Source organism: Aquincola sp. J276, from assembly GCF_024700035.1.
GTDB lineage: Bacteria > Pseudomonadota > Gammaproteobacteria > Burkholderiales > Burkholderiaceae_C > Aquincola > Aquincola tertiaricarbonis.
Map to the genome: position 1 here is coordinate 3,739,390 of NZ_JAJONC010000001.1, position 24,984 is coordinate 3,764,373.

Here is a 24,984-nt window from a genome sequence, read left to right on the forward strand (position 1 = left end):
AGGCTTCACGTCAAAGGCCAAGTTTCCGGCGAACACGACTCCACCATTCGTGAGCGTTCAAGTAAGTCGTCCATCGAGGGCCCGCATTGGTGGGTACCACGCAACCTACCTCACCAATCGCGCCCGAGAGCCTGTGTTCAAAGTAAATAGTTCGGGCTTTGCTCGACAATTGTTCCGGCGTGAATGTCGCTTCGCGCAAGCGATACCAGAGGTATGGGGAGGCAGCGTAGGCCAGGTTCGCTTTTAGAAACTGCCGAAATGCCGAGGGTAGGCCGGCTCCCCATGCTGGACTATCGACCCGGCGGTTCTGGGTCACACCGTCCCTCTCGGCCATCTCGCGCAATTGCAGCATGAGCCCTAGGGCTTGGCGGTTCAGCGCAAAACAAAACGTCGTTACGTATCGGTCGAGCCCGCTCCACGGACTGCGCAGGCAGATCGTTGTGTACAGGTCGGCCTTGCCGGCGATTGCCGGCAGTTCCAGTGCCTTCATCAATCCGATCTGACGCCACAGTGCGCGGAAATTGGCGGCGGCGGCATGGTTGGTGAACAGCGTGTCGTTTACGAACACGACGGCTCTCGCTCCAGGATGCTCACGGCTCACCTTTTCGGCGCCAGTAAGGTAGGCGGAAAAGTCGAAATCGAGGTTGTCAGTCGGCAGGAGTATCCACCCGTCGTCCATTGCGCACTCGCTCGACGCGGAGGCCGAGACCACATAGCCCCTAACGCCGGCATCTGCATTCATCACCCCTTCGAGGCGGCTCCGCATTTCCTCTGGCGTGAGGCGGTAACTGCAGGCGACGATGACAACTTCGTCTTCCATCATGGCGCCGAGGGCGCAGTTCGAAGGCATCGATTCAGGCGGCATCAACCAGACGTCGCTGCAGGCGATCCTGATTGGCTCGCGCCGAAGCGGAGATTGTCATCACCGTCCGCTGGTTGTGTGCACGCATAGCTGCGCGTGTCGCCGCGTCAGGGAACTCGCCACGCTTGAATTGCTCTAGGGTGATGCCGCGGAGGGTCTCGGCAGTAAAGTCGCCGATACGCGGAGTGACGATAACGGGCAGGACGCCCCAGTACAGGTATTCCACTAACTTGGTCGGGCATGCGACCGAGTTCACGAGTACTTCGTCGCGCAGGATGAAGCCGTATTCGTGCGTGAGGTAGAAGTCTTTCACTGCTTCTGGCGCGACCGAACGGCATGTGACGTCCGCCAGGCCGAGTCCGGACAGGCGAGCCTCGAAGCGCTGAAGATCGCCGGTAAGGAAGGTGTACCGCAGGTTGGACCGGGCCCGTGCGGCATCGAGCATCTTGTCGATGTTCTGCCACGCCTGCATGCCGCCCGCGTAGATGACCGCGTGTGAATCGCGCGTCGCCTGCAGCGCCCGAACTGCGTCGTCCTCCTGACCAAGGCGCGGCAGGATTGGAAGGACGATCTCTTCGCGGCCGGGGCGGTCACCGTGCTTGGCTTTGAAGTGCGCCAGCATGGAACGCGTCACGCAGACGAGCGTGTTGCAACGGTAGAGCACACATCGCTCGGCGAAAGCGAAGACACGCGCGGAGCGCGTGTGACCCTCCTGTGCAAGCTCCTCAGGCACGATGCCATGAGCGTCGAAGACGACGTGGGCCCTCGTCGGAAATACCATTGCCTTGAGCGCGTTGTAGGCCGAATGGATGTACACCACATCGGCCTGTTTGAGTAATTGTGCTATTACGAAAATATGTTTGAACAGGTTCAGTCGATAAATGGACACGCAGCCTTCAGTCAGCACTTCCTTGCGGACAAAGCGGCGAAAGGATAGATCCAGGTAGACGCGCGGCGACGACGCCATCAGCGCATCAATATGGGCTACGCGTTGGATCATGCCGTCCTTTTGATTCTCGGTCGAAGGATGCGGGGCGACGACGACGATCATGCGTTGTGTACGACGAACGCTTCAACACGGCGCGCGATGCGCATCGAGGCGCAGCCGTCCCCATAGGGATTTGCGCGGTTGGACATCGCCATGTAGGCGGTGTTGTCGTCCAGCAGCTCCTCGATGCCACCGACGATGTTGGCGGCAACTGCGCCCACCAGGCGGGCGGTACCCGCGTCGACGGCCTCTGGGCGCTCCGTCGTGTCACGCATCACCAGCACAGGTTTGCCCAACGACGGTGCCTCCTCCTGAATGCCGCCGCTATCGGTGAGGATGATGTGGCTGCGCATCATCAGATAGACGAATGAGAGGTAATCCTGGGGGGGATAAGGTGGATGTTGGGCAAGTTGCCGAGGCTTGCCTCGACGGGACCCTTTACGTTCGGGTTGAGATGCACCGCGTAGACGATCTGCACATCGTCCCGCTTCGAAAGTTGGAGCAGTGCGTCGCAAATCTCCCGCATGCCATCGCCAAAGTTCTCGCGGCGATGACCGGTGACCAGCACGAGCTTCTTGTCACAGTGCAAAAACGCAAAACGGTGGTCCAGCGGCGCCCGCAGTGCCTCGTCCTGCGTCAAGCGCCCCGAAACTTGCAGCAGGGCGTCGATTACCGTGTTGCCGGTGACTTCGACGGTTGTTGCGTCGACCTTTTCGGTTAGGAGGTTGACTCGCGACGCCTCGGTGGGCGCGAAATGCAGATGCGCCACGAGGCCGGTGAGACGGCGGTTGAGCTCTTCAGGCCAAGGCGAGTATAGATTTCCAGTCCGCAGGCCCGCTTCCACGTGAGCCACCGGAATGCGCTTGTAGAAGCAGGCAAGCGACGCCATCGAGGTCGTGGTCGTGTCGCCATGGACCAGCACGAGGTCTGGACGATAGCTGTCCAATACCGCCGACAACGATTCGAGGATGCGCGCGGATATGCCTTCCAGCGTTTGCGACGTGGACATCAGGTTGAGGTCGAAGTTCGGAACGATTTCGAACAACGACAGCACTTGGTCCAGCATCGACCGGTGCTGCGCGGTCACGCACACCTGGGTCTCGAACGCATCGTGGCTGGCCAGCGCGCGCACCACGGGCGCCATCTTGATCGCTTCGGGACGGGTGCCGAAGACAACCAGTACTCTCTTGTTCATGCGGGTGAACCTTGCGATTTGATTTTCTTGAGCGCTCGACGACGCGAGTCGAGCAGCCATTTGACGGTAGAGAGAAGCTTGAGTCGTTCTAGCAGCACCAGCCCGTGCAACAGTGTCTTCGAGTGGCCGAGTCGAATCAGGGCTTCATGGCTCTCCTTTAAGTAGTTGAGTCCACCATTGGCCGCCACGTGTACTAGGGCCTTGGCAGGATAAGACCTTCGGAAGGGCTTGCCGATTGCTTGCCAGAGCGCCGGGCGATCGTCGTAAACCTCCCGTATCAATCTCGTCATGGTGCGAGCGTCGAGGGCGATGAATCGACCCGGAATCACGTTGAATTCGTTCGGGTTGCCGCCCCGCGCCACGACAAGGCAATCCCCGATGGTAGCCAGCGATGCGCCTGCCGCCAGCGCGGAATGCATCGCAAACATCTGGATGTAGTACGTCCCGATCCAGGTCCGAACGAGTTCCTGGCGGGCCATCCAGACGGTTCGACGGAAGGCATACGCTGAGATGAACGTGAACAGCAGGCTCATGTTCGGTTGCGCGGCCAGATGTGCAGAAAACGCCTCCGATGTTGCGCCGACGCGTCCTGGCGGGGGGAAAGCGCGGTGCAGCGGGCGCAGATGCAGATCGCCCTGGACGTAGCCGAACTGGACGATGTCCGTGCGCAGTGACGTCAGCGCCGCGACCAGCTTCCGGATGCCGCCGGGTTTGACCACGTCGTCGCTGCCCAGCAACCAGCAGTATTCGCCTTGTGCCGACGCGACGACTGCATCGAAATTGCGATCCGGCCCCAAGTTCTCGGACTGCACGAAGTAGCGCAGGGGCAGCGCAGCCTTGAATTCGTCCAGCACGGCCAAAGTGGTATCGGTGGACGCGTTGTCACTGACGACGACCTCGACGCTGCCGTCCAGTTCTGCCGGATCAAGGGACGACAGACACTCGCGCAGAAATCCCGCCCGGTTGTAGGTCGGAATGCATATGGACAGGATGGGCCGTGGGTTCATGAGGTCCTGGAACGATACTTTGCGTAGAGCAGCGCGCACCACGGTAGCGAAACAAACAGCGTTGCCGCCGAGTAAGCCGCGACGGTGGCCTGCAGACTGTGATGAGCTCCCGCGAAGACGCCGACCCCGATTAGCGCGGCGGTAACCATAGATTGAAGCAGCAGCGGCTCCTCCTTATGCGCGCGCATATACGCGGCCATCGCGAAAACCACCGCGTTCGCAACTGTGACGATGGCGAGCATGAGCAGAATGCTCAGCGGAGGCAGACGTTCCAGAATCGTCGGCGCGAAATTGCCTGCCACGAATGCACCAGCAGTCACGGCGAGCGAGCACACGAGCGTAGCGCCGACAGAGCGTCGAAGTTGATGATCAAACAGAGTGTTCAGCGCCGAGCGCTCATGCCGGGCGATATGCGCGGCGAAGGTCGGGATCTTCGCCGCGATCCAGCTGATTCCTACCGTGGAGACGGCGGAGAAAATCGTGAGCGCCAGACCGAGCCGCCCCGCCGCGACCGGCCCTTGCAACGCGAAGACGACCGGTGTCAGGAAACTGAAAATAAAATAGCCGCTGGCCCAGCTAAGCGCAATCTTCCACTGCAACGGGAAGATGTCGCGCCGCCATTCAAACTCCTCGGTGCCGACGCGGGGCTCCTGTGCGACCTCCGCGCACAACACGCGCAGGTTCGGGTGGTGCCAAAGCCACCAAGCGGTGGAAATGGCCGAAGTCAGCGGCACGGCAATCACGGCCGATAGGCCCTGCCCCGAGAGCAGCAACGCCCAGAGGAGCAGGTATCCCACCATGGACTGGCGCAGCCGCAGCTTCGCGACGTCCGCGACTTCACCGATGCCTTCGCAGATGGCTAGACGGGCGCTCAGCGCGAGATTGATGGCGGCCGCCGAAATGAGCGTGATCCACGGGCCGATCCAGTCTTGGACTGGCAGCGTGCCGCGGCGATCGAAGAAGTAAACACCCCCCGTTAGCAGAGCGATAGCGAAGAGGGTGGCCATGATGGCGTTCCACTTCTGCGAGAGCGCGAGCAGCGACGCGACGGCTCGACGCCACCTCAAGTCGCCTTCGAGCCGACCGCCTTGTCCCCGCCGCAAGTGCGCCGCCGAGTGGCCAGCCAACTGCGTTAGCACGTGATTGAGGCCCAGCTCGAAGAACACTTGCAGGGCCAGCACGCCGCCGAAGGTGTAGTAAAACCCTTGCTCGGTCGGCGAGAGGAAGAGCGGCAGCAAGATGGTGGTCGCCGCGCCCGCGACGATACCCCACCCGCGGAAGATCACCGTCGCCAGCACATGGATGTCGAGACCCGCGAAGGTTAACAAGCGTGCCAGCACGGTCGGTTCTTTGAGTGCCATCATGCTGGGCTCTTCCCGGCCTCGGACAATCCGCGAGCAGCATGCCACCGAGCGGTGCGGATGATCGCCTGATCGAGTGGTAGGGGAGCCTCAAGCCCTAATTCATGCCGGGCCCGGGTGATGTCCGGCACGTAGTGCGACGGAAACGTGCCGGGCTGAGGCTGCTTCTGCACGACGACTCGGGGCGAACGCCCCAAAGCACGACATACACGATCTGCGAGGGCGGCGATCGAAAGGCTTTCGTCGGCGCCCACGTTGTAGGCTCGGCCCGAATGTCCACGCAGCAGTACGGCCCAGAGCCAAGCTGCCATGTCGGCCGAATGGAGGTAGCTTCGATGCGGCGTGCCGTCGCCCTGGATGACGATCTCGTCGCCCGCCATGGCAGCACGCAGGAAGTTGCCGATCGCGAAATGCTTGTCCAGCGGGAGATGCGGGCCCACGAGGGAGAAGATTCGGGCGATTTTTACCGCTAGGCCATTGTTGGCCGCCAGGGCAGCCAGCCATTCGGAAACTCGCTTTCCCTCGCCATAGGCCGATCCGCTCAGCAGCGGATCAGGTCCGCCTAAATGGCTTTCGGGCACATGTGTCATGCCAACGGGCAATGGGCCATACACCGCGCCCGAGCTCACAAGTAGCAGTTGGCCCGCGCCGCAATGGCGAGCCAGTGTCAGCACCCGTCGAGTGCCGTCAAGGCAAGTCGAGAACACATCTTCGGGCGAAGCGTGCGCGATCACATCCGTGGCCGCATGGATGATCACGTCGAATCGGTCGGTGCCGATGGAGAAGTCGCGCACGTCACCAGTCACCCAATCGACACGGCCGGCTATGGCAGGCCAGCTGCGTTGGAACGCGGAAGGGTCCCGGCTCAACACCGTGACGCGGCAATCCAGTCCGAGCTTCTCGTCAGCGTTGAGCAGTGTTGCTAATAGCCACTTGCCCACGAAGCCGGTGCCACCGGTCACGAAGAGGCGTCGACCGGCGAGCGCGTGCCACGATGCAAGGTTGAGCAGATCATGGCAGCGCTCTAGGTCTTCCGCTGGGATATGCAGCGGCGATTGCCGTTCCAGCAGCTCATCGTTCATGACGATGCAGTAGGCAGCGCCCGCGGCTGCAACGACTTGCAGAACGCCGAGATGCGCTCGTACGCCGACTCCGTATCCAACCGATGTTCGCGCAGCAGATAAGCATGCGTGCCACAGTGCTCCGAGAACCGGTCAGGTACGCCAATGCGCAGCACATGCACTGGTTCATGCTCGCTGGTGATCTCCGCAACCGCAGCGCCTAAGCCGCCTAGCACCGAATGCTCCTCCAGCGTAACTAGTCCCGACGTCGCACGCGCCACTGCGCATACGTCCTCGGCCCGTAGAGGTTTGAGCACTGGTGCACTCCACACCGTCAGGTCTAGCGCCTGCGCGACATCTGCGGCGGTGCGGACCATCGAGCCGGTCGCGATCAGCCCCGGCCGGTCGGCGCGGCCGGCGCGTACCGGTAGCAAACCGCCCGCCTGCAGTTGATCTACCGGCCCTGCATGCACATCGCCGCGGTCCGATTTACCCATACGCAGATAAACCGGGCCATTCGCCGCATAGGCGTAGTCCATGCTGGCCGTCATCTCGAAGCGGTCTGCAGGCGACAACACCTGCAGCCCCGGAATCGCCCGCGTACAGGCAATATCCTCGGTGGACTGGTGGCTGGTGCCTAGGTGGCTGTACACAAAGCCCGCGCCATCACCCAGCAGCACGACTGGCAGGTCGTCGTGCGCAATGTCGAGTTTGATCTGCTCCACCGTGCGAATCGGCACGAACGCCGCCAGGGCGTACACAAACGGTCGGAAGCCTACGCGCGCCAACCCGGCCGCCATGCCGACCATGTTCTGCTCGGCTATGCCTGCGTTGATGTACTGGTCGGGGCAGCGCTTGCGGAAGTCGTCGAACAGCGCGTACCCGTGATCACCGGTCAGCAGCAGGACCTTGGAGTCCGCCAGCGCCAAGCGCACCAGCGCGTTGGAAAAGGCCTCTCTCACTTCGATGCTCCCGGGAGGCAGAGCGCATCTATGGCCTGGGCGAAGGTCTGCGGGTTCAGGCGCATGTAGTGCCAACGGTTGTCAGACTCCATAAACGGCACGCCCTTGCCTTTGACCGTCAGCGCGATCAACGCCTTAGGTTTGCCTGTACCGCTGGCCCACAGCCGGCGGATGGCGACGTCGACTGCCGATTCATCGTGTCCATCAACATCGAGAGTCTCGAAACCGAAGCTTGAGAACTTCGCCGCTAGATCGCCCAACGCCAGCACGTCGTCGGTGGTGCCCATCGCCTGAAAACCATTCTTGTCGACGATGAGCATCAAGTTATCTATCCGATGATGGGCGGCAACGAGCGCACCTTCCCAGATCGGGCCCTCGTTCAACTCTCCGTCGCCGACGATGGCGTAAACCTTCTGGTCGGTGCCCTTGCGCTGTAGGCCCATCGCGATGCCAACCGCCACGGAAAACCCGTGACCCAGCGAACCCGAGGTCACCTCTAGGCCCGGCACCCGTGAGTCGGACAAGCCCTTCAGTTCGCTCCCATCCGCGAAGTAGCCTTGGACGTGAGAGTCGGTCAGCCAGCCCAATTCCCGCATGCAGGCGTACTGCGCCATAACGCCATGACCTTTGCTCAGCACGAGATAGTCGCGACCCTCGGCGCGCGGATCGTTGCCTGGATACCGAAGATGGTTGCGGTACAAAACCGTCAGCAACTCAATGATCGAGAACGCACAGGCAATGTGCACCGTCGAGCCGGCGTAAGCCATTTCCAAGACAGTGCGGCGCATGCGGGCCGGCGCAAACCTTCCGTCTGCGTCGGCATCCGCGATAGGGGTCGCAAGGCTGCTCATCAGAAATTCACTCCAAAGAACTCTTCAAGCTTCTCCGCGATGTAGTCAAGCTGTTCCTCACCCAGCGCCGGGAACGTGCCCAGCCAAAACGTCTGGTTCATCACGATGTCGGTGTTGGTCAGCTCACCGCTCACGCGGAAGTTGCGCCCCGCCATGTACGGCTGCTTGGTCAGGTTGCCGGCAAACAGCAGACGCGTGCCGATTTTGCTCTGGTCCAGGAAGTTGATCAGATCGCTGCGCTGCACGCCGGCCGTGTCCTTCAGCACCAGCGGAAAGCCGAACCATGACGGTTCGCTGTCGGGCGTGGCTTCGGGCAGATGCAGGAACTCGGCGACGCTGGCCAGGCGGTTCTTCAGGTAAGTGAAGTTGGCGCGCCGCTTGGCGATGAACTCGTCCACCCGGTCCATCTGCGCCAGCGCGCAGGCGGCCTGCATGTCGCTGATCTTCAGGTTGTAGCCCAGGTGGCTGTAGGTGTACTTGTGGTCGTAGCCGTCAGGCAGGTCGCCGCCCAGCTCCTTCTTGTTCCAGCAGAAGCGCTTGTTGCAGGTGTTGTCCTTGCCGGGCGGGCAGTAGCAGTCGCGGCCCCAGTCGCGGAACGACTCGGCGATCAGCTTCAGCTCGGGGTTGTTGGTGAACACCGCGCCGCCTTCACCCATGGTGATGTGGTGGGCGGGGTAGAAGCTCAGCGTGCCGATGTCACCGAAGGTGCCGACCAGCTGGCCGTTGTAGGTCGCACCCAAGGCGTCGCAGCAGTCTTCCACCAGCCACAGCTTGTGCTTCTTGCACAGCGCCGTCACCACATCCAGGTTGAACGGGTTGCCCAGGCTGTGCGCCAGCATGATGGCCTTGGTCTTGGGCGTGATGGCCGCTTCGATCAGGCTGGCGTCGATGTTGTGCGTGGCCAGGTCAACGTCCACGAACACCGGCACGGCGCCGAACTGCAGGATCGGGTTGACCGTGGTCGGGAAGCCCGCGGCCACGCCGATCACTTCATCGCCCTGCTTGATGGCACGGTCGCCCAGGCGCGGCGAGGTGAGGGTGGAGAAGGCCACCAGGTTGGCCGACGAGCCCGAGTTCACCGTGATCAGGTACTGCACGCCCAGGAACTTGGCCAGGCGCTGCTCGAACATGGCGTTGAAACGGCCGGTGGTCAGCCAACCGTCCAGCGAGGCCTCGACCATCAGCTGGAGTTCCTTCGCGCCAATCACCTTGCCCGACACAGGCACCGGCGTTTCACCGGGCACGAAGGGCTTGGGTGCCAGCGTCAGGTCGGCGTACTGCTTCACCAGCTCGGAGATCTGGCGGCGCAGCGCGTCGGCCGGGGTGAGGATGGGAGCGATGACGCTGCTCATGCAATTTCCTTGGTCTTCGTGTTCATGTATTGCGCAATCTGCTGCAGGCAGACATCGCGCACGTCCTGCTTGTCTAGCCAACTTTGGTGCCAGTCGACGATCTTCGCGAGCGCCGTGTCCAGCGACCAGCCGGGCTGCCAGCCCAGGCGGCTGCCGGCCTTGGATATGTCCAGCTTGAGGTAGTGCGCCTCGTGCGGGTGGTCGCCCTCGTCCACCGCCCAGCGGGCACCGCGGCCCCAGCGCTTGACGAGGTTTTCCACGATCCACTGCACCGGCTTGGCGTCGTCGTCATGCGGGCCGAAGTTCCAGGCTTCCGCGGCCGTGGTGCCTTTTGCGTACAGGGTCTGCGCCAGCACCAGGTAGCCCGACAGCGGTTCCAGCACATGCTGCCAGGGGCGGATCGAATGCGGATTGCGGATGCGCACGGGCGCATCGCGCTCGAAGGCACGCAGCACGTCGGGCACCAGCCGGTCGAGCGCCCAGTCGCCGCCGCCGATCACGTTGCCGGCGCGGGCGGAGGCCAACGCCACGCCGCGGCTGCTGAAGAAAGACTTGCGGTAGGCGGCCGTCACCAACTCGGAGCAGCCCTTGCTGTTGCTGTAGGGGTCGTGGCCGCCCATCGGCTCGTCTTCACGGTAGCCCCACACCCATTCCTTGTTCTCGTAGCACTTGTCCGTCGTCACGTTGACGATGGCGCGCACGCTATCGGTCTGCCGGGCGGCGTCGAGCACATGCACCGTGCCCATCACGTTGGTGGCGTAGGTTTCCACCGGCTGGTCATACGACAGGCGCACCAGCGGCTGGGCCGCCATGTGGATGACGATCTCGGGCTTGAAGGCCCTGAACGTGGCCAGCACGGCCTCGCGGTCACGCACGTCGGCGATGGTCGACGCCATGCCGTTGGCCACCTGTGCTTCTTCGAACAGGGCAGGTTGCGTGGGCGGTTGCAGGGCAAAGCCCTGCAGCTCGGCGCCCATGCTCTGCAGCCACAGCGACAGCCAGCTGCCCTTGAAGCCGGTGTGGCCGGTGAGCAGCACGCGCTTGCCGCGCCAGAAGGCGGTGTCGACGTTCATGGTGCTCAGTCCCAGCGCTTCCAGGGGGCCTTGCCGCTGGCCCACAGTTCTTCCAGGTGGTGCTTGTCGCGCAGGGTGTCCATGGGTTGCCAGAAACCTTCGTGCTGGAAGGCCATGAGCTGGCCTTCGGCGGCGAGCTGCATCAGCGGCTCTTGTTCCCAGACGGTGCTGTCGTCCTTCAAGTGGCTCAGCACGGATGGATTGAGCACGAAGAAGCCGCCGTTGATCATGGCGCCGTCGCCCTTGGGCTTTTCCTTGAACGAGCGCACTTGCCCTTCATGCATGTCCAGCGCGCCGAAACGGCCGGGGGGCAGGGCGGCGGTCAGGGTTGCCTGCTTGCCGTGCGAGCGGTGAAAGGCGATGGAGGCGCTGATGTCGACGTCACTCACGCCGTCACCATAGGTGAAGCAGAACTCCGTCTCGTTCTTGACATGCTCCGCCACGCGCTTCAGGCGGCCGCCCGTCATAGATTCGTCGCCGGTGTCTACGAGGGTGACCTGCCAAGGCTCGGCGCGACGCTCATGCACATGCATGCGGTTTTCGCGCATGTCGAAGGTGACGTCCGACATGTGCAGGAAGTAGTTGGCGAAGTACTCTTTGATCACATAGCCCTTGTAGCCGCAGCAGATGATGAAGTCGTTGACGCCATGCGCTGAATACATCTTCATGATGTGCCACAGGATCGGCTTGCCACCGATCTCCACCATGGGCTTGGGCCGCAACGCGGTTTCTTCACTCAAACGAGTACCCAGGCCGCCGGCCAGGATGACAGCTTTCATTGCTTGCTTTCGAAGGGGAGGGCGTCAGCCGGAAACGACGAACGCGTCGGAGTGGAAGCGGCGGGCAGGCAGCCCGGCGGCCAGCAACTGGTGCTGGGCGCTTTCGATCATGTCGTTGGAGCCGCAGGCGTAGACCCAGGTGCGGGCAAGGTCAGGCGCATCGGCCATGAACACGGTCTGCACATGGCCGCGAGCGCCGGGCCACTTTTCCTGCGGACGTGAGGCCACCGGGACGAACCGGACGGAAAGCCGGTCGTCGGTAGGCGTCCAGTAGTGTTCTTCGGGGTGACGGCAGCCCCAGTAAACAGTGACCGAAGCTGGGCGTTTGTCTTCAGGGGTGGCAGCCAGCTGTTCGAGCATCGCCTTCACGGGCGCAATGCCGGTGCCGGTGGCGAGGAACACCACGTGATCACCCACTGCCTCACGAAGAAAGAAGGTGCCGAACGGGCCATGCAGCCGCAGCAGGTCGTTGGCCTGGGCGCGGCCGAACCAGTAGGCGCTCATGGCGCCGCCTTCCACCGCACGGATGTGCAGTTCCACCGGCCCCGCGGTGCCAGGCGTCGCGTTAGCGATGGAGTAGGCGCGCTTGAGGCCATCCGGGCCCAGCACGTTGATGTACTGGCCCGGCAGGTAGCGCAGCTTGGCAGTCGGCGGCAGGCGAAGGGTGACCTTCACCACGTCGTGAAGCACGCGCTCGATCTGCTGGATGCGAGCGGGCCAGGTGCGGGCAGGGTAGTCGGCGAGGTCGCCCAGGTCTTCGATGTCGAGCGTTACATTGTCGAGCGCGGCGCGGGCGCAGGTGAGGATCCACCCTTGCTCGGCGTCAACGGTCCCAAGCACTTCCTCAGGCCGCAGGCGCTCGGTGTGTCCGCTGACTACGCGGGCCTTGCAGGAACTGCAACGGCCGGTCTTGCAACTGTGCTCCAGCACCAGGCCGGCGGACAAGGCGGCGTCAAGCAACGAAGTACCAAGCGCGGCTTCGTACTGCTTGCTGTTGGCCAGGGTGATGATCGGCACGATTCAGGCTCAGGTGGACCGCAGCGACGCCTTGAGAGCAGCCAAACGTTCGGCCCGTTGGGGCGAGATGGGGGTCAGGCGCGAAATGTGGCGAATGATCAAAGCCATGGCCAGCAAGAGGCCGACGATCACAAAGGTGCTCGCGGCAATCATGCTGCGCTTGGGCTTGCTGCGACGCTCGGGTGGTGTTGCGGTGTCCACCACCTGCACGAGAGCGCCTTCACGACTTTCATCCACTCGAGCCAGTTCGTACTGACGCGCGAACAGCTCGAACAATGTTTCCTGGTACTTGAATTCGCGGTACTTGCCGACGTAGTCGCCGTCGTCACCGTTGCTGCGGACTTTCTCGGTACGGGCCAGTTGGCCCCGAAGTGCAGCGAGCCTGTCCTGTGCGGTACGAAATTCAGGCGCGTTCTCGTTGTAGGCGCCGCGCATCGTCTGCAACCGGACTTCCGCTGCAGTCACTTCCGCTTGCAGGCGTGCGTAGGCTTCAGCCGCCGACTTGGGCTCCGAACGCAAGGCGCCTTCAGAAAATCCGCTGGCTTCCAGCGCTCTCTGCGCCGTGGTCAGACGCTCTTTGGTCTGTGTCAGCTGCTGCTCAAAAAACACCCGGCGTTGCTGCGCTTCGGTCACCGCCAATGAGGAAGACAGGCGCCGCAACTCGTCGATATAGGCGTTTGCGATTTCGGCCGCTCGTTTCGGCTCCTCGTCATCGACTGTGACAGAGATCAGGCCATCCTTCTTGCCAATGCTCACGTTCACGTTTTGAGCCAAAGTCTTCCGTGCGTCCATCCGGAGCTTCGACTCATACACCTTCATCAGCTCGAAGCGATCGATGATGCGATCAGACACCGTTGCGCTCTGCATGAACGCCACGTACTGGTCCGCTGGTGTCTTGACCCCTGCGCCGCCAGCCAGTCCCGCCAGCGCGCCCAACGACGCCAAGGCCGAAGCTGCCGAACTCTGCTGCTGCTGCGGGGGCAGAAAGGTAGTGGTCGCAGTAAAGGTGGGCGGGATCAGAAAAGCCGCGCCATACGCCAGCACACCCGCCAGCAAGGGCACACCAACCAACATCTTCCAGCGCGACTTCAGGATCACGCCGAGTTCAAGCAGGCCGATGCCTTCGCTGTCGTCGTCAAGATCGTCACTCTGCGGCACGGCGCGGGCGTCTTGTGATTGCATCTTTTCGCCCATCAGTTCTTCAACGTCTGCAACGCAGCCGCACCCAAACCGAACTGGTAAAGGATCTGCGTCCATTCCTTCGCCGATTGAAGGAACGTCGTCTTGTTCAGCTCTTCAGGTACAAACACCGTGTCACCGGGCAGCGCCGGCACGTCCAGATTGCCACCTGAAAAGAACCCGCTGCTCTGGCGTGCGCTGACCACGCTGCCGTTGGCGCGCAGCACAAAGGCGCTGCCGTCGTCTGCGCCCCGGGTCGTACCGCCCGCCAGCCGCACGTAGTCGGTCACCTTCCGGTCGTTGCTGTACAGGTAGCTGCCGCCGTTGAAAACGCTGCCGAACACACCGACGGACGTCGGGATGGACGGGATGTAGATCCGGTCGCCGCTTTCGATCACCAGGTCAGGCAACTGGGCGGCGACTGGATCGAGCTGCAGAACGATCCGCCCGGTCGGCCGCACGGCTCGCAGCCGTTCGATCAGCCGTGTGGCGCCTGACCCCTGACTCGCCTGAATGGCCGCCTCGTCCGCCGTCAACGCCCTCTGCGTACTCGTCCTCTTCGCAAACTCCGTCTCCAGATCCCGCAGCGCCCGCTCGTAGTTCTCCTGCTGCGTCATCCTCACGCTTTCCCGCGAGAACTCCGTGCCGAACACATACGCATTCGGCGTCAGCCCGCCCGCCACACGGATGGCGTCGCCAATGGAGCTGTTGGGCGGCAGGATGTAGTCGCCCGGGCGTGCCACTTCGCCTTCGATGCGCACCCGCTTGTTCTGCTTGTCCTGCGGCAGCGTGGCTTCCACCGCGCTGAAGGCGCGCAGCACGTCGCCGCTGGAGGGGGTCTGGTTCAGGTCTTCGGGCAGGCGCAGCTGCGACACGCGGGCGCCGATGCGCTCGTCCAGCCGCTCGACCGACAGGCGCCCGCGGTCGGCCACGGCCGTCAGGCCGCCGGCCATGCGCAGCACGTCGTCCACCGTCTCGCCCTTCTTCAGCTCGAAGATGGCCGGCTTGTTGACGCTGCCGATCACGGCCGTCTGCGTGCCCACGGCACCGATGTGGATGACGTCCTCGGGCTGCAGCACGCGGTCGCCGCTGCGGTCGCCCTTGATCAGCAGGTCGTACAGGTCGAGCCGGCTCACCAGCTTGCCGGCGCGGCGCAGCTCGATGTTGCGGAAGGTGCCGGCCGCCGAGGGGCCGCCAGCGCGCATCAGGCCGTTGACCACGGTCGACAGGCTGCTGACGGTGTACGAGCCCGGCTTGGCGGTGAAGCCGGTGACGTAGATGCGGATGCTGCGCAGCTGCCCCAGCGACACGCTGAGCTGGAAGTTGCGAAACACCTGCGCCACGCGCTGGTTCAGCAGCGAGGGCAGGTCGCCATACCGCACGCCCGACACCAGCACCGAGCCCACGCGCGGGATGTTCAGGCGGCCGGCACGGTCCACCACCAGGCGCAGGTCGGCGTCCACCGAACCCCAGATGGTCAGCGCGATCTCATCGCCCGGCGTGATGAGGTAGTCCGCCGGCACCTGCGGCATGAAGTCGGCGCCTTGCTCGCCGGCCAATTCGGGCGTCACCAGCTCGGCGCCGAATCGTCGCACCGAGGTGTCGTCCAGCGTGATCTTGCCGTCCGGCGCCAGCACCGGCAGCGTGCCGGCCAGCTTGTTGACGAACAGCTCGAACTCGCCGGGCCGGTAGGGCAGGCGCGGCTCGCGCAGGTAGCCGTTGGCATCGGGGCCCACGCCGTTGCGAGTGTTGTTGTTTTGCGACGCGCCTTGCTGGCGCAGCCGCACCGGGCCGCCCGTTTCCTGGCCGTAGGCGTCGCCGCCGGTGGTGATCTGCTGCTGTTGCGACTGCTGCTGTTGTTGCTGCTGCAGCGTGCCCTGGCCGCCTTGGTAGTTCTGCAGCATCTGCGCCGTCTGCACCTGCGCATGGCTGCCCACCCAGGGCATCGTCAGGGAGATGGCCGCCACCAGGGCGCCCATCGGCGCACGCCAAACAGGCTGGCGGCGCGGGATCAATTCGGTCATGAAAGGCCTTCGTGTCTCGGTGCCCAAAAGGGCGGCAGCACGCTTGCAGACGGCTGCGGCGCGGAATTCTAACGGTGGCCTCCCGCAGCTCCGGGGTGGTGCGAGGTGCATTTTCTCCTTGCGTCCGCGCAAGGAAACGGTGCATGGCCTCGCTACACTCGCGCGCCATGTTGATCCTGCTCTTGGGCTTTGCTGTCTCGGGCCTCGTGACGCTGCTCGTGATTCGCTCCGCTCACCGGCATGCCCACCTGACCGCCGACTCCGATCTGTCGGGCCCCCAGAAATTCCATGCCAAGTCGGTGCCGCGCATTGGCGGCGTCGGCATCTTCGCCGCCGTGGTGGCTGGCGTGGCCACCGTGGCAGCCACCGCGCCGGAGTACCTTTGGCTCAGCGTGTTGCTGGTGTCGTGCGGCCTGCCGGCCTTCATCGCCGGCCTGGTGGAAGACCTCACCAAGCGGGTATCGCCGCGCAACCGGCTCATCGCCACGGCCATCTCGGCCGCGCTGGCGGTGTATTTCGTCAATGCGGTGATCGTGCGCACCGACCTGCCGGGGCTGGACTGGATCGTCGGCTTTCCGCTGGGCGCGGCGCTGGTCACCGTGTTCGTGGTGGCCGGGGTGGCCAACTCGGTCAACATCATCGACGGCTTCAACGGCCTGTCGTCCATGTGCGTGGTAATGATGCTGATGGCGGTGGGCTACGTAGCCTTCCAGGTGGGCGACCGCTTCGTGATGCTCTGGGCCCTGGCCACGGTGGGCGCGGTGCTGGGCTTCTTCATCTGGAATTTCCCGGCCGGCTTGATCTTCCTGGGCGACGGCGGCGCGTATTTCCTGGGTTTCATGGTGTCGGAGCTGGCGATCATGTTGCTTTTCCGCAACCCGACCGTCTCGCCCATGTTCCCGCTGCTGATCTGCATCTACCCGGTGTTCGAGACGCTCTTCTCCATCTACCGGCGCCGCTTCCTGAAGGAGGTGTCGCCCGGCCTGCCCGATGGCATCCACCTGCATTCGCTGATCTACCGCCGGGTGATCCGCTGGGCCGTCGGCAGCCGCAGCGCCCGGGAGATCACCCGCCGCAACTCGATGACCTCGCCCTATCTGTGGATGCTGTGCATGATGTCGCTGGTGCCCTCCGTGCTGTGGTGGAACAGCACGCCGGTGCTGGGCTTCTTCATCCTGCTGTTCGCGGTCAGCTACGTCAGCCTGTACTGGCGGATCGTGCGCTTCCGGTCGCCACGTTGGCTGGTTTTGCGACGTTAAGCACGCAATTCGAGGCAAGCGGGGATAATGCTGAGTGATGACAGACACCCCCGCCGTAACCGAAGCCCCGGCGCGCTTCGACACTCTCCCGCTCGACCCCAAGCTTTTGCGTGCCGTGGCCGACCAGGGCTACGCCACGATGACGCCCATCCAGGCCAAGGCGATTCCCATCGTCCTGGAAGGCCGCGACGTGATGGGCGCGGCACAGACGGGCACGGGCAAGACGGCGGCCTTCTCCATCCCGCTGCTGCAGAAGATGCTGCGGCACGAAAACGCCTCCATGTCGCCGGCCCGCCATCCGGTGCGGGCGCTGGTGCTGGCCCCCACGCGGGAGCTGGCCGACCAGGTGGCGGCCAACGTCAAGTCGTATGCGCAACACACCAACCTGCGTTCGGCAGTGGTGTTCGGCGGCATCGACATGAAGCCTCAGACGCTGCAGCTCAAGGCGGGCGTGGAAATCCTGATTGCCACGCCTGGCCGGCTGCTTGACCACATCGAGGCCAAGAACTGCGTGCTCAACCAAGTCGAGTACGTGGTGCTCGACGAAGCCGACCGCATGCTAGACATCGGCTTCCTGCCCGACCTGCAGCGCATCCTCAGCTACCTGCCCAAGCAGCGGCAGACGCTGCTCTTCTCGGCCACCTTCTCGCCCGAGATCAAGAAGCTCTCGCAAAGCTACCTGCAGGAGCCGGTGCTGGTGGAGGTGGCGCGGCCGAATGCGACCGCCACCAACGTGGAGCAGCGCTTCTACAGCGTGACGGACGACGACAAACGCCGCGTGGTGCGCCAGATCCTGCGCGACCGGCAGCTTTCGCAGGCCATCGTGTTCGTCAACTCCAAGCTGGGTGCGGCCCGGCTGGCCCGCTCGTTCGAGCGCGACGACCTCAAGACCGCCGCACTGCACGGCGACAAGTCGCAGGATGAGCGCCTGAAGTCGCTGGAAGCCTTCAAGCGGGGCGAAGTGGATGTGCTGGTGGCCACCGACGTGGCCGCACGCGGCCTGGACATCGCCGATCTGCCGGCCGTCTTCAACTTCGACGTGCCGTTCAATGCGGAAGACTACGTGCACCGCATCGGCCGCACCGGCCGTGCCGGCGCATCGGGCATCGCCATCACGCTGGTGACGCGCGACGACGCGCGCCTGGTGGGCGACATCGAGAAGCTGATCAAGAAGAAGATCGAGCTCGAGCCCTTCGAGCTGGAAGACGACCGCCCCCGCCGCTTCCGGCCGCGGGAGGCCGAGGAAGCCGCTCCGGTGGCCCGTGAGCGCGAGCGTCCGGCCTACGAGCGCAGCGCCCCCGCGCCGCGGCGCTATGGCGCCACCCCGCCGGCGGACCCGTTCTTCGACCGGCCGTACGAGCCCAGCGCCACCGCCTCCGAGTCGCCACCGGCCTGGGAAAAGGGCGTGGCCGCGGCTCCGGCGGCACGGGGGCTCACGCCCAACATCCGCAGCAAGCGCAAGGTGGCGGCCCTGCTCGGCGGCGGCCAGAAGGCCTGAGGCGCGGCGCCGCGGCCGGCCTCAGCTGGCCAGCAGGCAGAACACTGCGGGCACGCGGTCAGGCAGGGCAGGGGTGTCACGCCGCCATTGCGCCACCGTCAGCGTACGGGTCCAGCCACCGGCCAGCGTGAGCCCCACGCTCACCGACACCCGCGTGGCGGGTGCCAGCGCCGCCAGCATGGCCGACAGCAACGCGGCATTGCGATAAGGCGTTTCGATCATCAGCTGCGTCTGCTGCTGGCGACGCGACAGCGCTTCCAGTTCCTTCAGCCGTGCGCTGCGTGCCGCAGCCTCTACCGGCAGGTAGCCCACGAAGGCGAAGCTCTGGCCGTTCAACCCACTGGCCGAGAGCGCCAGCAGCAGCGAACTGGGCCCGGACAAGGGCCGCACCGCCAGGCCCGCCGCATGGGCCGCGGCCACCAGCAGCGCACCCGGATCGGCCACCGCGGGCAAGCCCGCCTCGGAGATCAGCCCCATGTCCTGCCCGGCCAGCGCGGGTGCCAGCAGCGGCGCCAGCGCGGGCGAGGCCGTGGCGGCGCCACCCTTGGGCGGGCGCGGCAGCTCGACGATGCCGATCTCCTGCAGCGGCCGGGCCAGCGGCACCCGCTGGTCCACCCGCTTGAGAAAGGCGCGCGTGGTCTTGGCGTTTTCCGCCACCAATGGGGCAGGGCGGCAGCGACCCGCAGCGCGCCCATTGGCAGGGTGTCCTCGATGTCGGGCGGCGCACTGGCGTCGCCGGTGCCCAGGTCCAGCGTGTTGGGCACGAGGTAGAGCGTGCCCGTCATGGCAGCTGCAGCCCGGCTTCGCGCAGCAGCTGGCAGGTGCGTATCAGCGGCAGGCCGATCAGCGCGGTGGGATCGTCGGATTCGATGGCGTCCAGCAGCGTGATGCCCAGGGCCTCGGCCTTGGCGCTGCCGGCGCAGTCATAGGGCTGCTCGGCCGCCAGGTAGCGTTCGATCTCCGCGTCCGACAGTCTGCGGAACTGCACCGTCACCGACGCCAGCAGCGTGCGGGCATGGCCGGCACGAGGCCGCAGCACCGTCACCGCGGTGTGGAACTGCACGCGCTGGCCGCGCATGGCGCGCAATTGCTCGGACGCCCGGGCGTGGCTGCCGGGCTTGCCCAGCGGCTGGCCGTGCAGGTCGGCCACCTGGTCGGAGCCGATCACCACCACATCGGCATCGCGCCGGCTGTCGGCCACTGCCGCGGCCTTGGCCTGCGAGAGCCGCTGCGCCAGCCCGTCGGGCGCCTCCCGCGGGCCCGGTGTTTCATCGACGTCGGGTGCCTGCACCTCAAAGGGAAGGCGCAGGCGCTGCAGCAGCTCGCGCCGGTAGGGCGAGGTGGAGGCCAGGATCAGCGTGGGGCGGGGTTCGTCCATGAGGCATTGTCCCATCGGGCCCCGAATACACTGGCCGCATGAAGCCCGGAGAACAAGATCCTCGCCGCCTCGATGTCGCCACGTTCGCGACGCAGGGCGGTGAACTGCAAGGCCGCTGGCCGCTGGCCGACTTGCCTCGCCTGGCCGAGGATGCGCCGGCCACCGACGACGCGCCCGCGCTGTCCGATGTGAGCTGGGCGGCACACGCCGAGCGCAGGCCGGTCAAGGGAGGTGAGCCGGAGCTTTGGCTGCACCTGGAGGCCTCGGCCGATGTGCCGCGCGAATGCCAGCGCTGCCTGGCGCCGGTGGCGCTGCCTGTGGCCATCGACCGCTGGCTGCGCTTCGTGCCGGACGAGGAGCTGGCTGCCGCATTGGACGCCGACAGCGAGGACGACGTGCTGGCCTTGCCGCGTTGGCTCGACCTGCAGGAGCTGGTCGAGGACGAGCTGCTGCTGGCCCTGCCGTTGGTGCCGCGCCACGACGTATGCCCTGCGCCCTTGCCGATGGCGGCGGAGCCTTCCGCCGACGAGATGCCGGAGCCTGAGAAGGCCAACCCCTTCGCCGCACTGGCCCAACTCAAACGCCGGCCCGACCAGAGCTGACGCCTTGCCGGCGTCGTGCTATGATCATCGGCTTTTCGCGAAGGCGCCCGTAACTTGTCTGGCGCCACCAGGAGAACCCCATGGCCGTCCAGCAAAACAAGAAGTCGCCCTCCAAGCGGGGCATGCACCGTTCGCACAACGCCCTGCCCGTGCCGGGCGTGGCGATCGAGTCCACCACCGGTGAAACGCATCTGCGTCACCACATCAGCCCGACCGGCTTCTACCGCGGCCGCAAGGTGCTGCGCACCAAGTCGGACACCTGATCGATGGCGGCGCCGGGCTTGCCTAGCTTGTCCGGTGCAGGGCTCGAACGGCCGGCGCCTCGCTTGTGAGCCCGGTTGGCGGTAGGCATCGGCCCGTGGGCCGCCGTGTCGCCGCGAGCCCGCAGCCCAGCCGGCGATGTCTTTGACCCACTCTTCTTTGACGCCGCTGCCGCGGGTACGCGTTGCCGTCGATTGCATGGGCGGCGACCACGGCCCGGCCGTCACCTTGCCGGCCTGCCAGGCCTTCCTGGCCAAGCATCCCGATGCGGAACTGGTGCTGGTCGGCACGCCGGAAGCACTGGCGCAGGCGGCAGGCTGGGCGCGTGTCACCTGCGTGCACGCCAGCGAAACCGTGCTGATGGACGACACAGTGGAGGTGGCGTTGCGCCGCAAGCGCGACTCCTCCATGCGCGTGGCGATCAACCAGCTCAAGGCTCCGCAGGGCGAGCCGGCGCACGTCTGCGTCTCGGCTGGCAACACCGGGGCCCTGATGGCCGTGGCGCGCTACGTGCTGAAGACGCTGGACGGCATCGACCGTCCCGCCATCGCCACCGTCATGCCTAACCGGCTGGACGGGTTCACCACTGTGCTGGATCTGGGCGCCAACGTCGATTGCAGCGCCGAGCATCTGCTTCAGTTCGCGGTGATGGGCAGTGCGCTGGTCGCGGCGGTCAGCGGCAAGGCGGAGCCGAGCGTGGGGCTGCTCAACATCGGCGAAGAAGTCATCAAGGGCAGCGACACCATCAAGCGCGCCGGCGAACTGCTGCGCGAGGCGGCGGCGCAGGGGCACCTGAACTTCCATGGCAACGTGGAAGGCGACGACATCTTCAAGGGCACCACCGACATCGTGGTGTGCGACGGTTTTGTCGGCAACGTGGCGCTGAAGACGGCCGAAGGGCTGGCCTCGATGCTGGGCGACATGATCCGGCAGGAGTTCACCCGCACGCCGTTCGCCAAGTTCGCCGCGCTGGTCGCCTTGCCTGTGCTGCGCCACTTCAAGACCCGCGTCGACCCCCGCCGCCTGAACGGCGCGGCCCTGCTGGGCCTTCGCGGGCTGGTGTTCAAGAGCCACGGCTCTGCCGATGCCTTCGGTTTCGAGCAAGCCCTCACCCGGGCGTATGATGCCGCCCGCAACCGACTGCTGGACAGGGTCCACGACCGCATCCTCGACACGCTGCAGGCGCTGAACGCCCAGCCCGTGGCCGACGGTCCCGACGACACGGTCCAAGCCGCATGAATCTTTCCACACCCCGGTACTCCCGCATCGCCGGCACCGGCAGTCATCTGCCGCCGCGCCGCGTGACCAACGACGATCTGGCCGCCCAGCTCGCTCAACGCGGACTGGAAACGTCGGACGCGTGGATCGTCGAGCGCACCGGCATCCGCGCGCGCCACTTCGCCGAAGCCGAGGTGGGTGCCAGCGACCTGGCGCTGCCTGCCTGCCTGGCGGCGCTGCAAGCTGCCGGCTGCACCGCCGCCGACATCGACCTGATCATCGTCGCCACGTCCACGCCGGACATGGTCTTCCCGTCCACCGCCACCATCCTGCAGAACAAGCTGGGCGTGCATGGCTGCCCCGCCTTCGACGTGCAGGCGGTGTGCTCCGGTTTCGTCTATGCGCTGACGGTGGCGGATTCGATGATCCGCACCGGTGCGGCCACCAAGGCGCTGGTGGTGGGCTCCGAAGTGTTCTCGCGCATCCTCGACTTCAACGACCGCACCACCTGCGTGCTGTTTGGCGACGGCGCCGGCGCCGTGGTGCTGGAAGGCAGCGACGAGCCGGGTCTGCTGGCCAGCGAGCTGCATGCCGATGGCCGCCACGTGGGCATCCTCTGCACGCCGGGCCACGTGGCGGGCGGCGCCATCCTAGGCGATCCGCTGCTCAAGATGGACGGTCCGGCCGTCTTCAAGCTGGCCGTGGGCGTGCTGGAGGACGTCGCGCGCTCGGTGCTGGCCAAGGCCGGCCGTGAGGCGTCCGACATCGACTTCCTGATCCCGCATCAGGCCAACATCCGCATCATGCAGAGCACGGCGCGCAAGCTGAAGCTCTCGGCCGACAAGCTGGTCGTCACCGTCGACGAGCACGGCAACACCTCCGCCGCGTCGATCCCGCTGGCGCTGGACAGCGCCGTGCGCTCCGGCCGCATCCGCCGCGGCGACACGCTGATGCTGGAAGGCGTTGGCGGTGGCTTCACCTGGGGCGCCGTGCTGCTCGACTTCTGAGCGCCGCTTCCATTCCTTTCAAGAGTCACGCGATGACATCGTTTGCGTTCGTCTTTCCTGGCCAGGGCTCGCAGGCCGTCGGCATGCTCGACGCCTGGGGCGACCATCCGGCCGTGCGCCAGACGCTGCAGGAAGCGTCCGATGCGCTGGGCGAGGACATCGCCCGCCTGATCCAGGCCGGTCCCAAGGACCAGCTCGACCTCACCACCAACACCCAGCCGGTGATGCTGGCGGCTGGCATCGCCTGCCACCGCGCCTGGCTGGCCGAGACCGGCCTGCAGCCCGCCTGGGTGGCCGGCCATTCGCTGGGCGAATACAGCGCCTTGGTGGCCGCCGGCGCGCTGACGCTGGCCGATGCGCTGCCCCTGGTGCGCTTCCGTGCCCAGGCGATGCAGGATGCCGTGCCCGTGGGCACCGGCGCGATGGCCGCCATCCTGGGGCTGGACGCCGCCGCGGTGCGTGAAGGTTGTGCCGAGGCCGCCCAGGCCAGTGGCGAAGTGGTCGAAGCCGTCAACTTCAACGACCCAAAGCAGACCGTGATTGCCGGCAGCAAGGCCGGCGTGGACAAGGGCTGCGAGCTGCTGAAGGCCAAAGGCGCCAAGCGGGCGCTGCTGCTGCCGGTGTCCGCGCCGTTCCATTCCAGCCTGATGAAGCCGGCGGCCGAGCGGCTGAAGGAGCGTCTGGCCGGCACGACGGTGCTGTCGCCGCGCATCCCGGTGGTCAACAACATCCGTGTGGCGGTGGAAACCGATCCTCAGGCCATCCGCCAGGCGCTGTACGAGCAGGCCTTCGGCCCGGTGCGCTGGGTGGAGGTGGTGCAGGCGCTGCGCGCGAACGGCGCGGGCGTGATCATCGAATGCGGGCCCGGCAAGGTGCTGGCCGGCATGGTCAAGCGCATCGAGCCCGAGGTGCAGGCCACCACCGTGTTCGATCCTGCATCGCTGGAAGAAGCCAAGAGGCTGGTGGCATGAATACCTTTGACGGACAAGTCGCGCTGGTGACCGGCGCTTCGCGCGGCATTGGCCGCGGCATCGCGCAGGCGCTGGCCGCGCAGGGCGTGAAGGTGATCGGCACGGCCACCACCGAAGCCGGCGCCGCCGCCATCAGCGAGGCCTTGGCCGCTTCCGGCGGCCAGGGCCTGGCGCTCAACGTCAACGACGCCGCGGCCGTGGAAGCGGCCATCGACGCGCTGGTGAAGTCACACGGCGGCCTGCACATCCTCGTCAACAACGCCGGCATCACCCGCGACACGCTGGCCATGCGCATGAAGGACGAGGACTGGGACGCGGTGCTGGACACCAACCTGAAGGCGGTATTCCGCACCAGCCGAGCGGTCATGCGCACGATGATGAAGCAGCGTTACGGCCGCATCGTCAACATCACCTCCGTGGTGGGCGCGTCGGGCAATGCGGGGCAGGCCAACTACGCGGCGGCCAAGGCCGGCGTGGCCGGCATGACGCGTGCCCTGGCCCGGGAGCTGGGCAGCCGCGGCATCACCGTGAACTGCGTCGCCCCTGGTTTCATCGCCACCGACATGACCGAAGTGCTGCCCGAGGCGCAGAAGGCTGCGCTGCTGTCGCAGATTCCGCTCGGCCGGCTGGGCGAAGTGCAGGAAGTGGCGGACGCGGTGGTGTTCCTTGCCTCGCCTGCGGCCGGCTACGTCACCGGCAGCGAGCTGCACGTCAACGGCGGCATGTACATGAACTGAAGGACCGGGTCGGCCCGACCGGATGTGCCCTGCAGGCTCGGCCTGCGCGGGCGCGTAAACTCCGGGCCGTTTTTGTATTGTTCCAGGAGGAGCGAATGAGCGATATCGAAGCCCGTGTCAAGAAAATCATCGCCGAACAACTCGGCGTTCCCGAGTCGGACGTCACGAACGAAAAGGCCTTCGTGGCCGACCTCGGTGCCGATTCGCTCGACACGGTGGAGCTGGTGATGGCCCTCGAAGACGAGTTCGGCATCGAGATCCCGGACGAAGAGGCCGAGAAGATCACCACGGTGCAGCTGGCGATCGACTACGCGGTCAATCACCAGAAGGCCTGAGTCGGTT

Annotated in this window: 23 protein-coding genes and 2 pseudogenes; 9 read left to right on the plus strand and 16 right to left on the minus strand. The window is 65.3% G+C overall.

Going from position 1 to position 24,984, the window contains the following annotated elements; translation table 11 throughout:
* Nucleotides 1-10 precede the first annotated feature (10 nt).
* From LRS14_RS17440 to LRS14_RS17505, 14 genes and pseudogenes are all read right to left on the minus strand, one after another.
* Complete coding sequence (locus tag LRS14_RS17440) at nucleotides 11-823, minus strand: hypothetical protein (RefSeq protein ID WP_257800324.1); 813 nt, start codon at nucleotides 821-823, stop codon at nucleotides 11-13.
* Nucleotides 824-854: 31 nt separating this feature from the next.
* Entirely contained in the window at nucleotides 855-1,913 is a 1,059-nt protein-coding gene (locus LRS14_RS17445; protein ID WP_257800325.1) for a glycosyltransferase, read from the minus strand.
* A pseudogene (wecB, locus tag LRS14_RS17450) lies at nucleotides 1,910-3,045 on the minus strand (non-hydrolyzing UDP-N-acetylglucosamine 2-epimerase). Before wecB ends, LRS14_RS17445 begins: the two are co-directional and overlap by 4 nt.
* A complete protein-coding gene (locus LRS14_RS17455) occupies nucleotides 3,042-4,052 on the minus strand; it encodes a glycosyltransferase family 2 protein (RefSeq protein ID WP_257800326.1) in 1,011 nt (336 codons plus the stop codon). Before LRS14_RS17455 ends, wecB begins: the two are co-directional and overlap by 4 nt.
* Complete coding sequence (locus LRS14_RS17460) at nucleotides 4,049-5,416, minus strand: hypothetical protein (RefSeq protein ID WP_257800327.1); 1,368 nt, start codon at nucleotides 5,414-5,416, stop codon at nucleotides 4,049-4,051. The genes LRS14_RS17455 and LRS14_RS17460 overlap by 4 nt, the downstream gene beginning before the upstream one ends.
* On the minus strand, nucleotides 5,413-6,495 hold the full coding sequence (locus LRS14_RS17465) for an NAD(P)-dependent oxidoreductase (RefSeq protein ID WP_257800328.1): 1,083 nt from the start codon (nucleotides 6,493-6,495) through the stop codon (nucleotides 5,413-5,415). The genes LRS14_RS17460 and LRS14_RS17465 overlap by 4 nt, the downstream gene beginning before the upstream one ends.
* Complete coding sequence (locus tag LRS14_RS17470) at nucleotides 6,492-7,436, minus strand: transketolase C-terminal domain-containing protein (protein ID WP_257800329.1); 945 nt, start codon at nucleotides 7,434-7,436, stop codon at nucleotides 6,492-6,494. Before LRS14_RS17470 ends, LRS14_RS17465 begins: the two co-directional genes overlap by 4 nt.
* The gene (locus LRS14_RS17475; RefSeq protein ID WP_257800330.1) at nucleotides 7,433-8,287 is read right to left on the minus strand and encodes a transketolase; all 855 of its coding nucleotides are present in this window, start codon (nucleotides 8,285-8,287) and stop codon (nucleotides 7,433-7,435) included. The genes LRS14_RS17470 and LRS14_RS17475 overlap by 4 nt, the downstream gene beginning before the upstream one ends.
* On the minus strand, nucleotides 8,287-9,639 hold the full coding sequence (gene rfbH / locus LRS14_RS17480) for a lipopolysaccharide biosynthesis protein RfbH (protein WP_257800331.1): 1,353 nt from the start codon (nucleotides 9,637-9,639) through the stop codon (nucleotides 8,287-8,289). Before rfbH ends, LRS14_RS17475 begins: the two co-directional genes overlap by 1 nt.
* Nucleotides 9,636-10,712: a CDP-glucose 4,6-dehydratase gene (rfbG, locus tag LRS14_RS17485; RefSeq protein ID WP_257800332.1), complete on the minus strand. Its 1,077-nt coding sequence runs from the start codon at nucleotides 10,710-10,712 to the stop codon at nucleotides 9,636-9,638. Before rfbG ends, rfbH begins: the two co-directional genes overlap by 4 nt.
* 5 nt (nucleotides 10,713-10,717) lie before the next feature.
* On the minus strand, nucleotides 10,718-11,491 hold the full coding sequence (gene rfbF / locus LRS14_RS17490; RefSeq protein ID WP_257800333.1) for a glucose-1-phosphate cytidylyltransferase: 774 nt from the start codon (nucleotides 11,489-11,491) through the stop codon (nucleotides 10,718-10,720).
* Between the two features lie 24 nt (nucleotides 11,492-11,515).
* Nucleotides 11,516-12,508: an FAD-binding oxidoreductase gene (locus LRS14_RS17495; RefSeq protein ID WP_257800334.1), complete on the minus strand. Its 993-nt coding sequence runs from the start codon at nucleotides 12,506-12,508 to the stop codon at nucleotides 11,516-11,518.
* Nucleotides 12,509-12,517: 9 nt separating this feature from the next.
* The gene (locus tag LRS14_RS17500; protein WP_257800335.1) at nucleotides 12,518-13,702 is read right to left on the minus strand and encodes a Wzz/FepE/Etk N-terminal domain-containing protein; all 1,185 of its coding nucleotides are present in this window, start codon (nucleotides 13,700-13,702) and stop codon (nucleotides 12,518-12,520) included.
* On the minus strand, nucleotides 13,702-15,711 hold the full coding sequence (locus tag LRS14_RS17505) for an SLBB domain-containing protein (RefSeq protein ID WP_310740842.1): 2,010 nt from the start codon (nucleotides 15,709-15,711) through the stop codon (nucleotides 13,702-13,704). Before LRS14_RS17505 ends, LRS14_RS17500 begins: the two co-directional genes overlap by 1 nt.
* A gap of 167 nt (nucleotides 15,712-15,878) precedes the next feature.
* Between LRS14_RS17505 and LRS14_RS17510 the strand changes: the two genes are divergently transcribed.
* Both LRS14_RS17510 and LRS14_RS17515 read left to right on the plus strand, forming a co-directional pair.
* Nucleotides 15,879-16,970, plus strand: a complete 1,092-nt coding sequence (locus LRS14_RS17510; protein ID WP_046114680.1) for a glycosyltransferase — start codon at nucleotides 15,879-15,881, stop codon at nucleotides 16,968-16,970.
* A gap of 37 nt (nucleotides 16,971-17,007) precedes the next feature.
* Nucleotides 17,008-18,468 carry a DEAD/DEAH box helicase gene (locus LRS14_RS17515; RefSeq protein WP_046114679.1) on the plus strand — a complete coding sequence of 487 codons (1,461 nt, stop codon included), beginning with the start codon at nucleotides 17,008-17,010 and terminating at the stop codon, nucleotides 18,466-18,468.
* 21 nt (nucleotides 18,469-18,489) lie between these two features.
* On the opposite strand, the pseudogene LRS14_RS17520 reads toward LRS14_RS17515, so the two are convergent.
* Nucleotides 18,490-19,253: pseudogene (locus LRS14_RS17520) on the minus strand (SAM-dependent methyltransferase).
* On the minus strand, nucleotides 19,250-19,846 hold the full coding sequence (locus LRS14_RS17525) for a nucleoside triphosphate pyrophosphatase (RefSeq protein WP_257800336.1): 597 nt from the start codon (nucleotides 19,844-19,846) through the stop codon (nucleotides 19,250-19,252). Before LRS14_RS17525 ends, LRS14_RS17520 begins: the two are co-directional and overlap by 4 nt.
* A gap of 38 nt (nucleotides 19,847-19,884) precedes the next feature.
* Here LRS14_RS17525 and LRS14_RS17530 point away from each other — a divergent pair, with 38 nt between their 5' ends.
* The 7 genes from LRS14_RS17530 to acpP all read left to right on the plus strand — a co-directional run bounded on the left by LRS14_RS17530 (nucleotide 19,885) and on the right by acpP (nucleotide 24,977).
* Entirely contained in the window at nucleotides 19,885-20,448 is a 564-nt protein-coding gene (locus tag LRS14_RS17530; protein ID WP_257800337.1) for a DUF177 domain-containing protein, read from the plus strand.
* 80 nt (nucleotides 20,449-20,528) lie between these two features.
* Nucleotides 20,529-20,711 (plus strand): 50S ribosomal protein L32, encoded by a 183-nt coding sequence (gene rpmF, locus LRS14_RS17535; protein WP_046114675.1) that lies wholly within the window; start codon nucleotides 20,529-20,531, stop codon nucleotides 20,709-20,711.
* A gap of 136 nt (nucleotides 20,712-20,847) precedes the next feature.
* A complete protein-coding gene (plsX, locus tag LRS14_RS17540; protein ID WP_257800338.1) occupies nucleotides 20,848-21,948 on the plus strand; it encodes a phosphate acyltransferase PlsX in 1,101 nt (366 codons plus the stop codon).
* Nucleotides 21,945-22,934, plus strand: a complete 990-nt coding sequence (locus LRS14_RS17545) for a beta-ketoacyl-ACP synthase III (RefSeq protein ID WP_046114673.1) — start codon at nucleotides 21,945-21,947, stop codon at nucleotides 22,932-22,934. The genes plsX and LRS14_RS17545 overlap by 4 nt, the downstream gene beginning before the upstream one ends.
* 32 nt (nucleotides 22,935-22,966) lie before the next feature.
* Nucleotides 22,967-23,905 (plus strand): ACP S-malonyltransferase, encoded by a 939-nt coding sequence (gene fabD / locus LRS14_RS17550; RefSeq protein ID WP_046114672.1) that lies wholly within the window; start codon nucleotides 22,967-22,969, stop codon nucleotides 23,903-23,905.
* Nucleotides 23,902-24,642: a 3-oxoacyl-ACP reductase FabG gene (gene fabG / locus LRS14_RS17555; protein WP_257800339.1), complete on the plus strand. Its 741-nt coding sequence runs from the start codon at nucleotides 23,902-23,904 to the stop codon at nucleotides 24,640-24,642. Before fabD ends, fabG begins: the two co-directional genes overlap by 4 nt.
* 95 nt (nucleotides 24,643-24,737) lie before the next feature.
* Nucleotides 24,738-24,977, plus strand: a complete 240-nt coding sequence (acpP, locus tag LRS14_RS17560) for an acyl carrier protein (RefSeq protein WP_046114670.1) — start codon at nucleotides 24,738-24,740, stop codon at nucleotides 24,975-24,977.
* The last annotated feature ends 7 nt before the right edge of the window (nucleotides 24,978-24,984 follow it).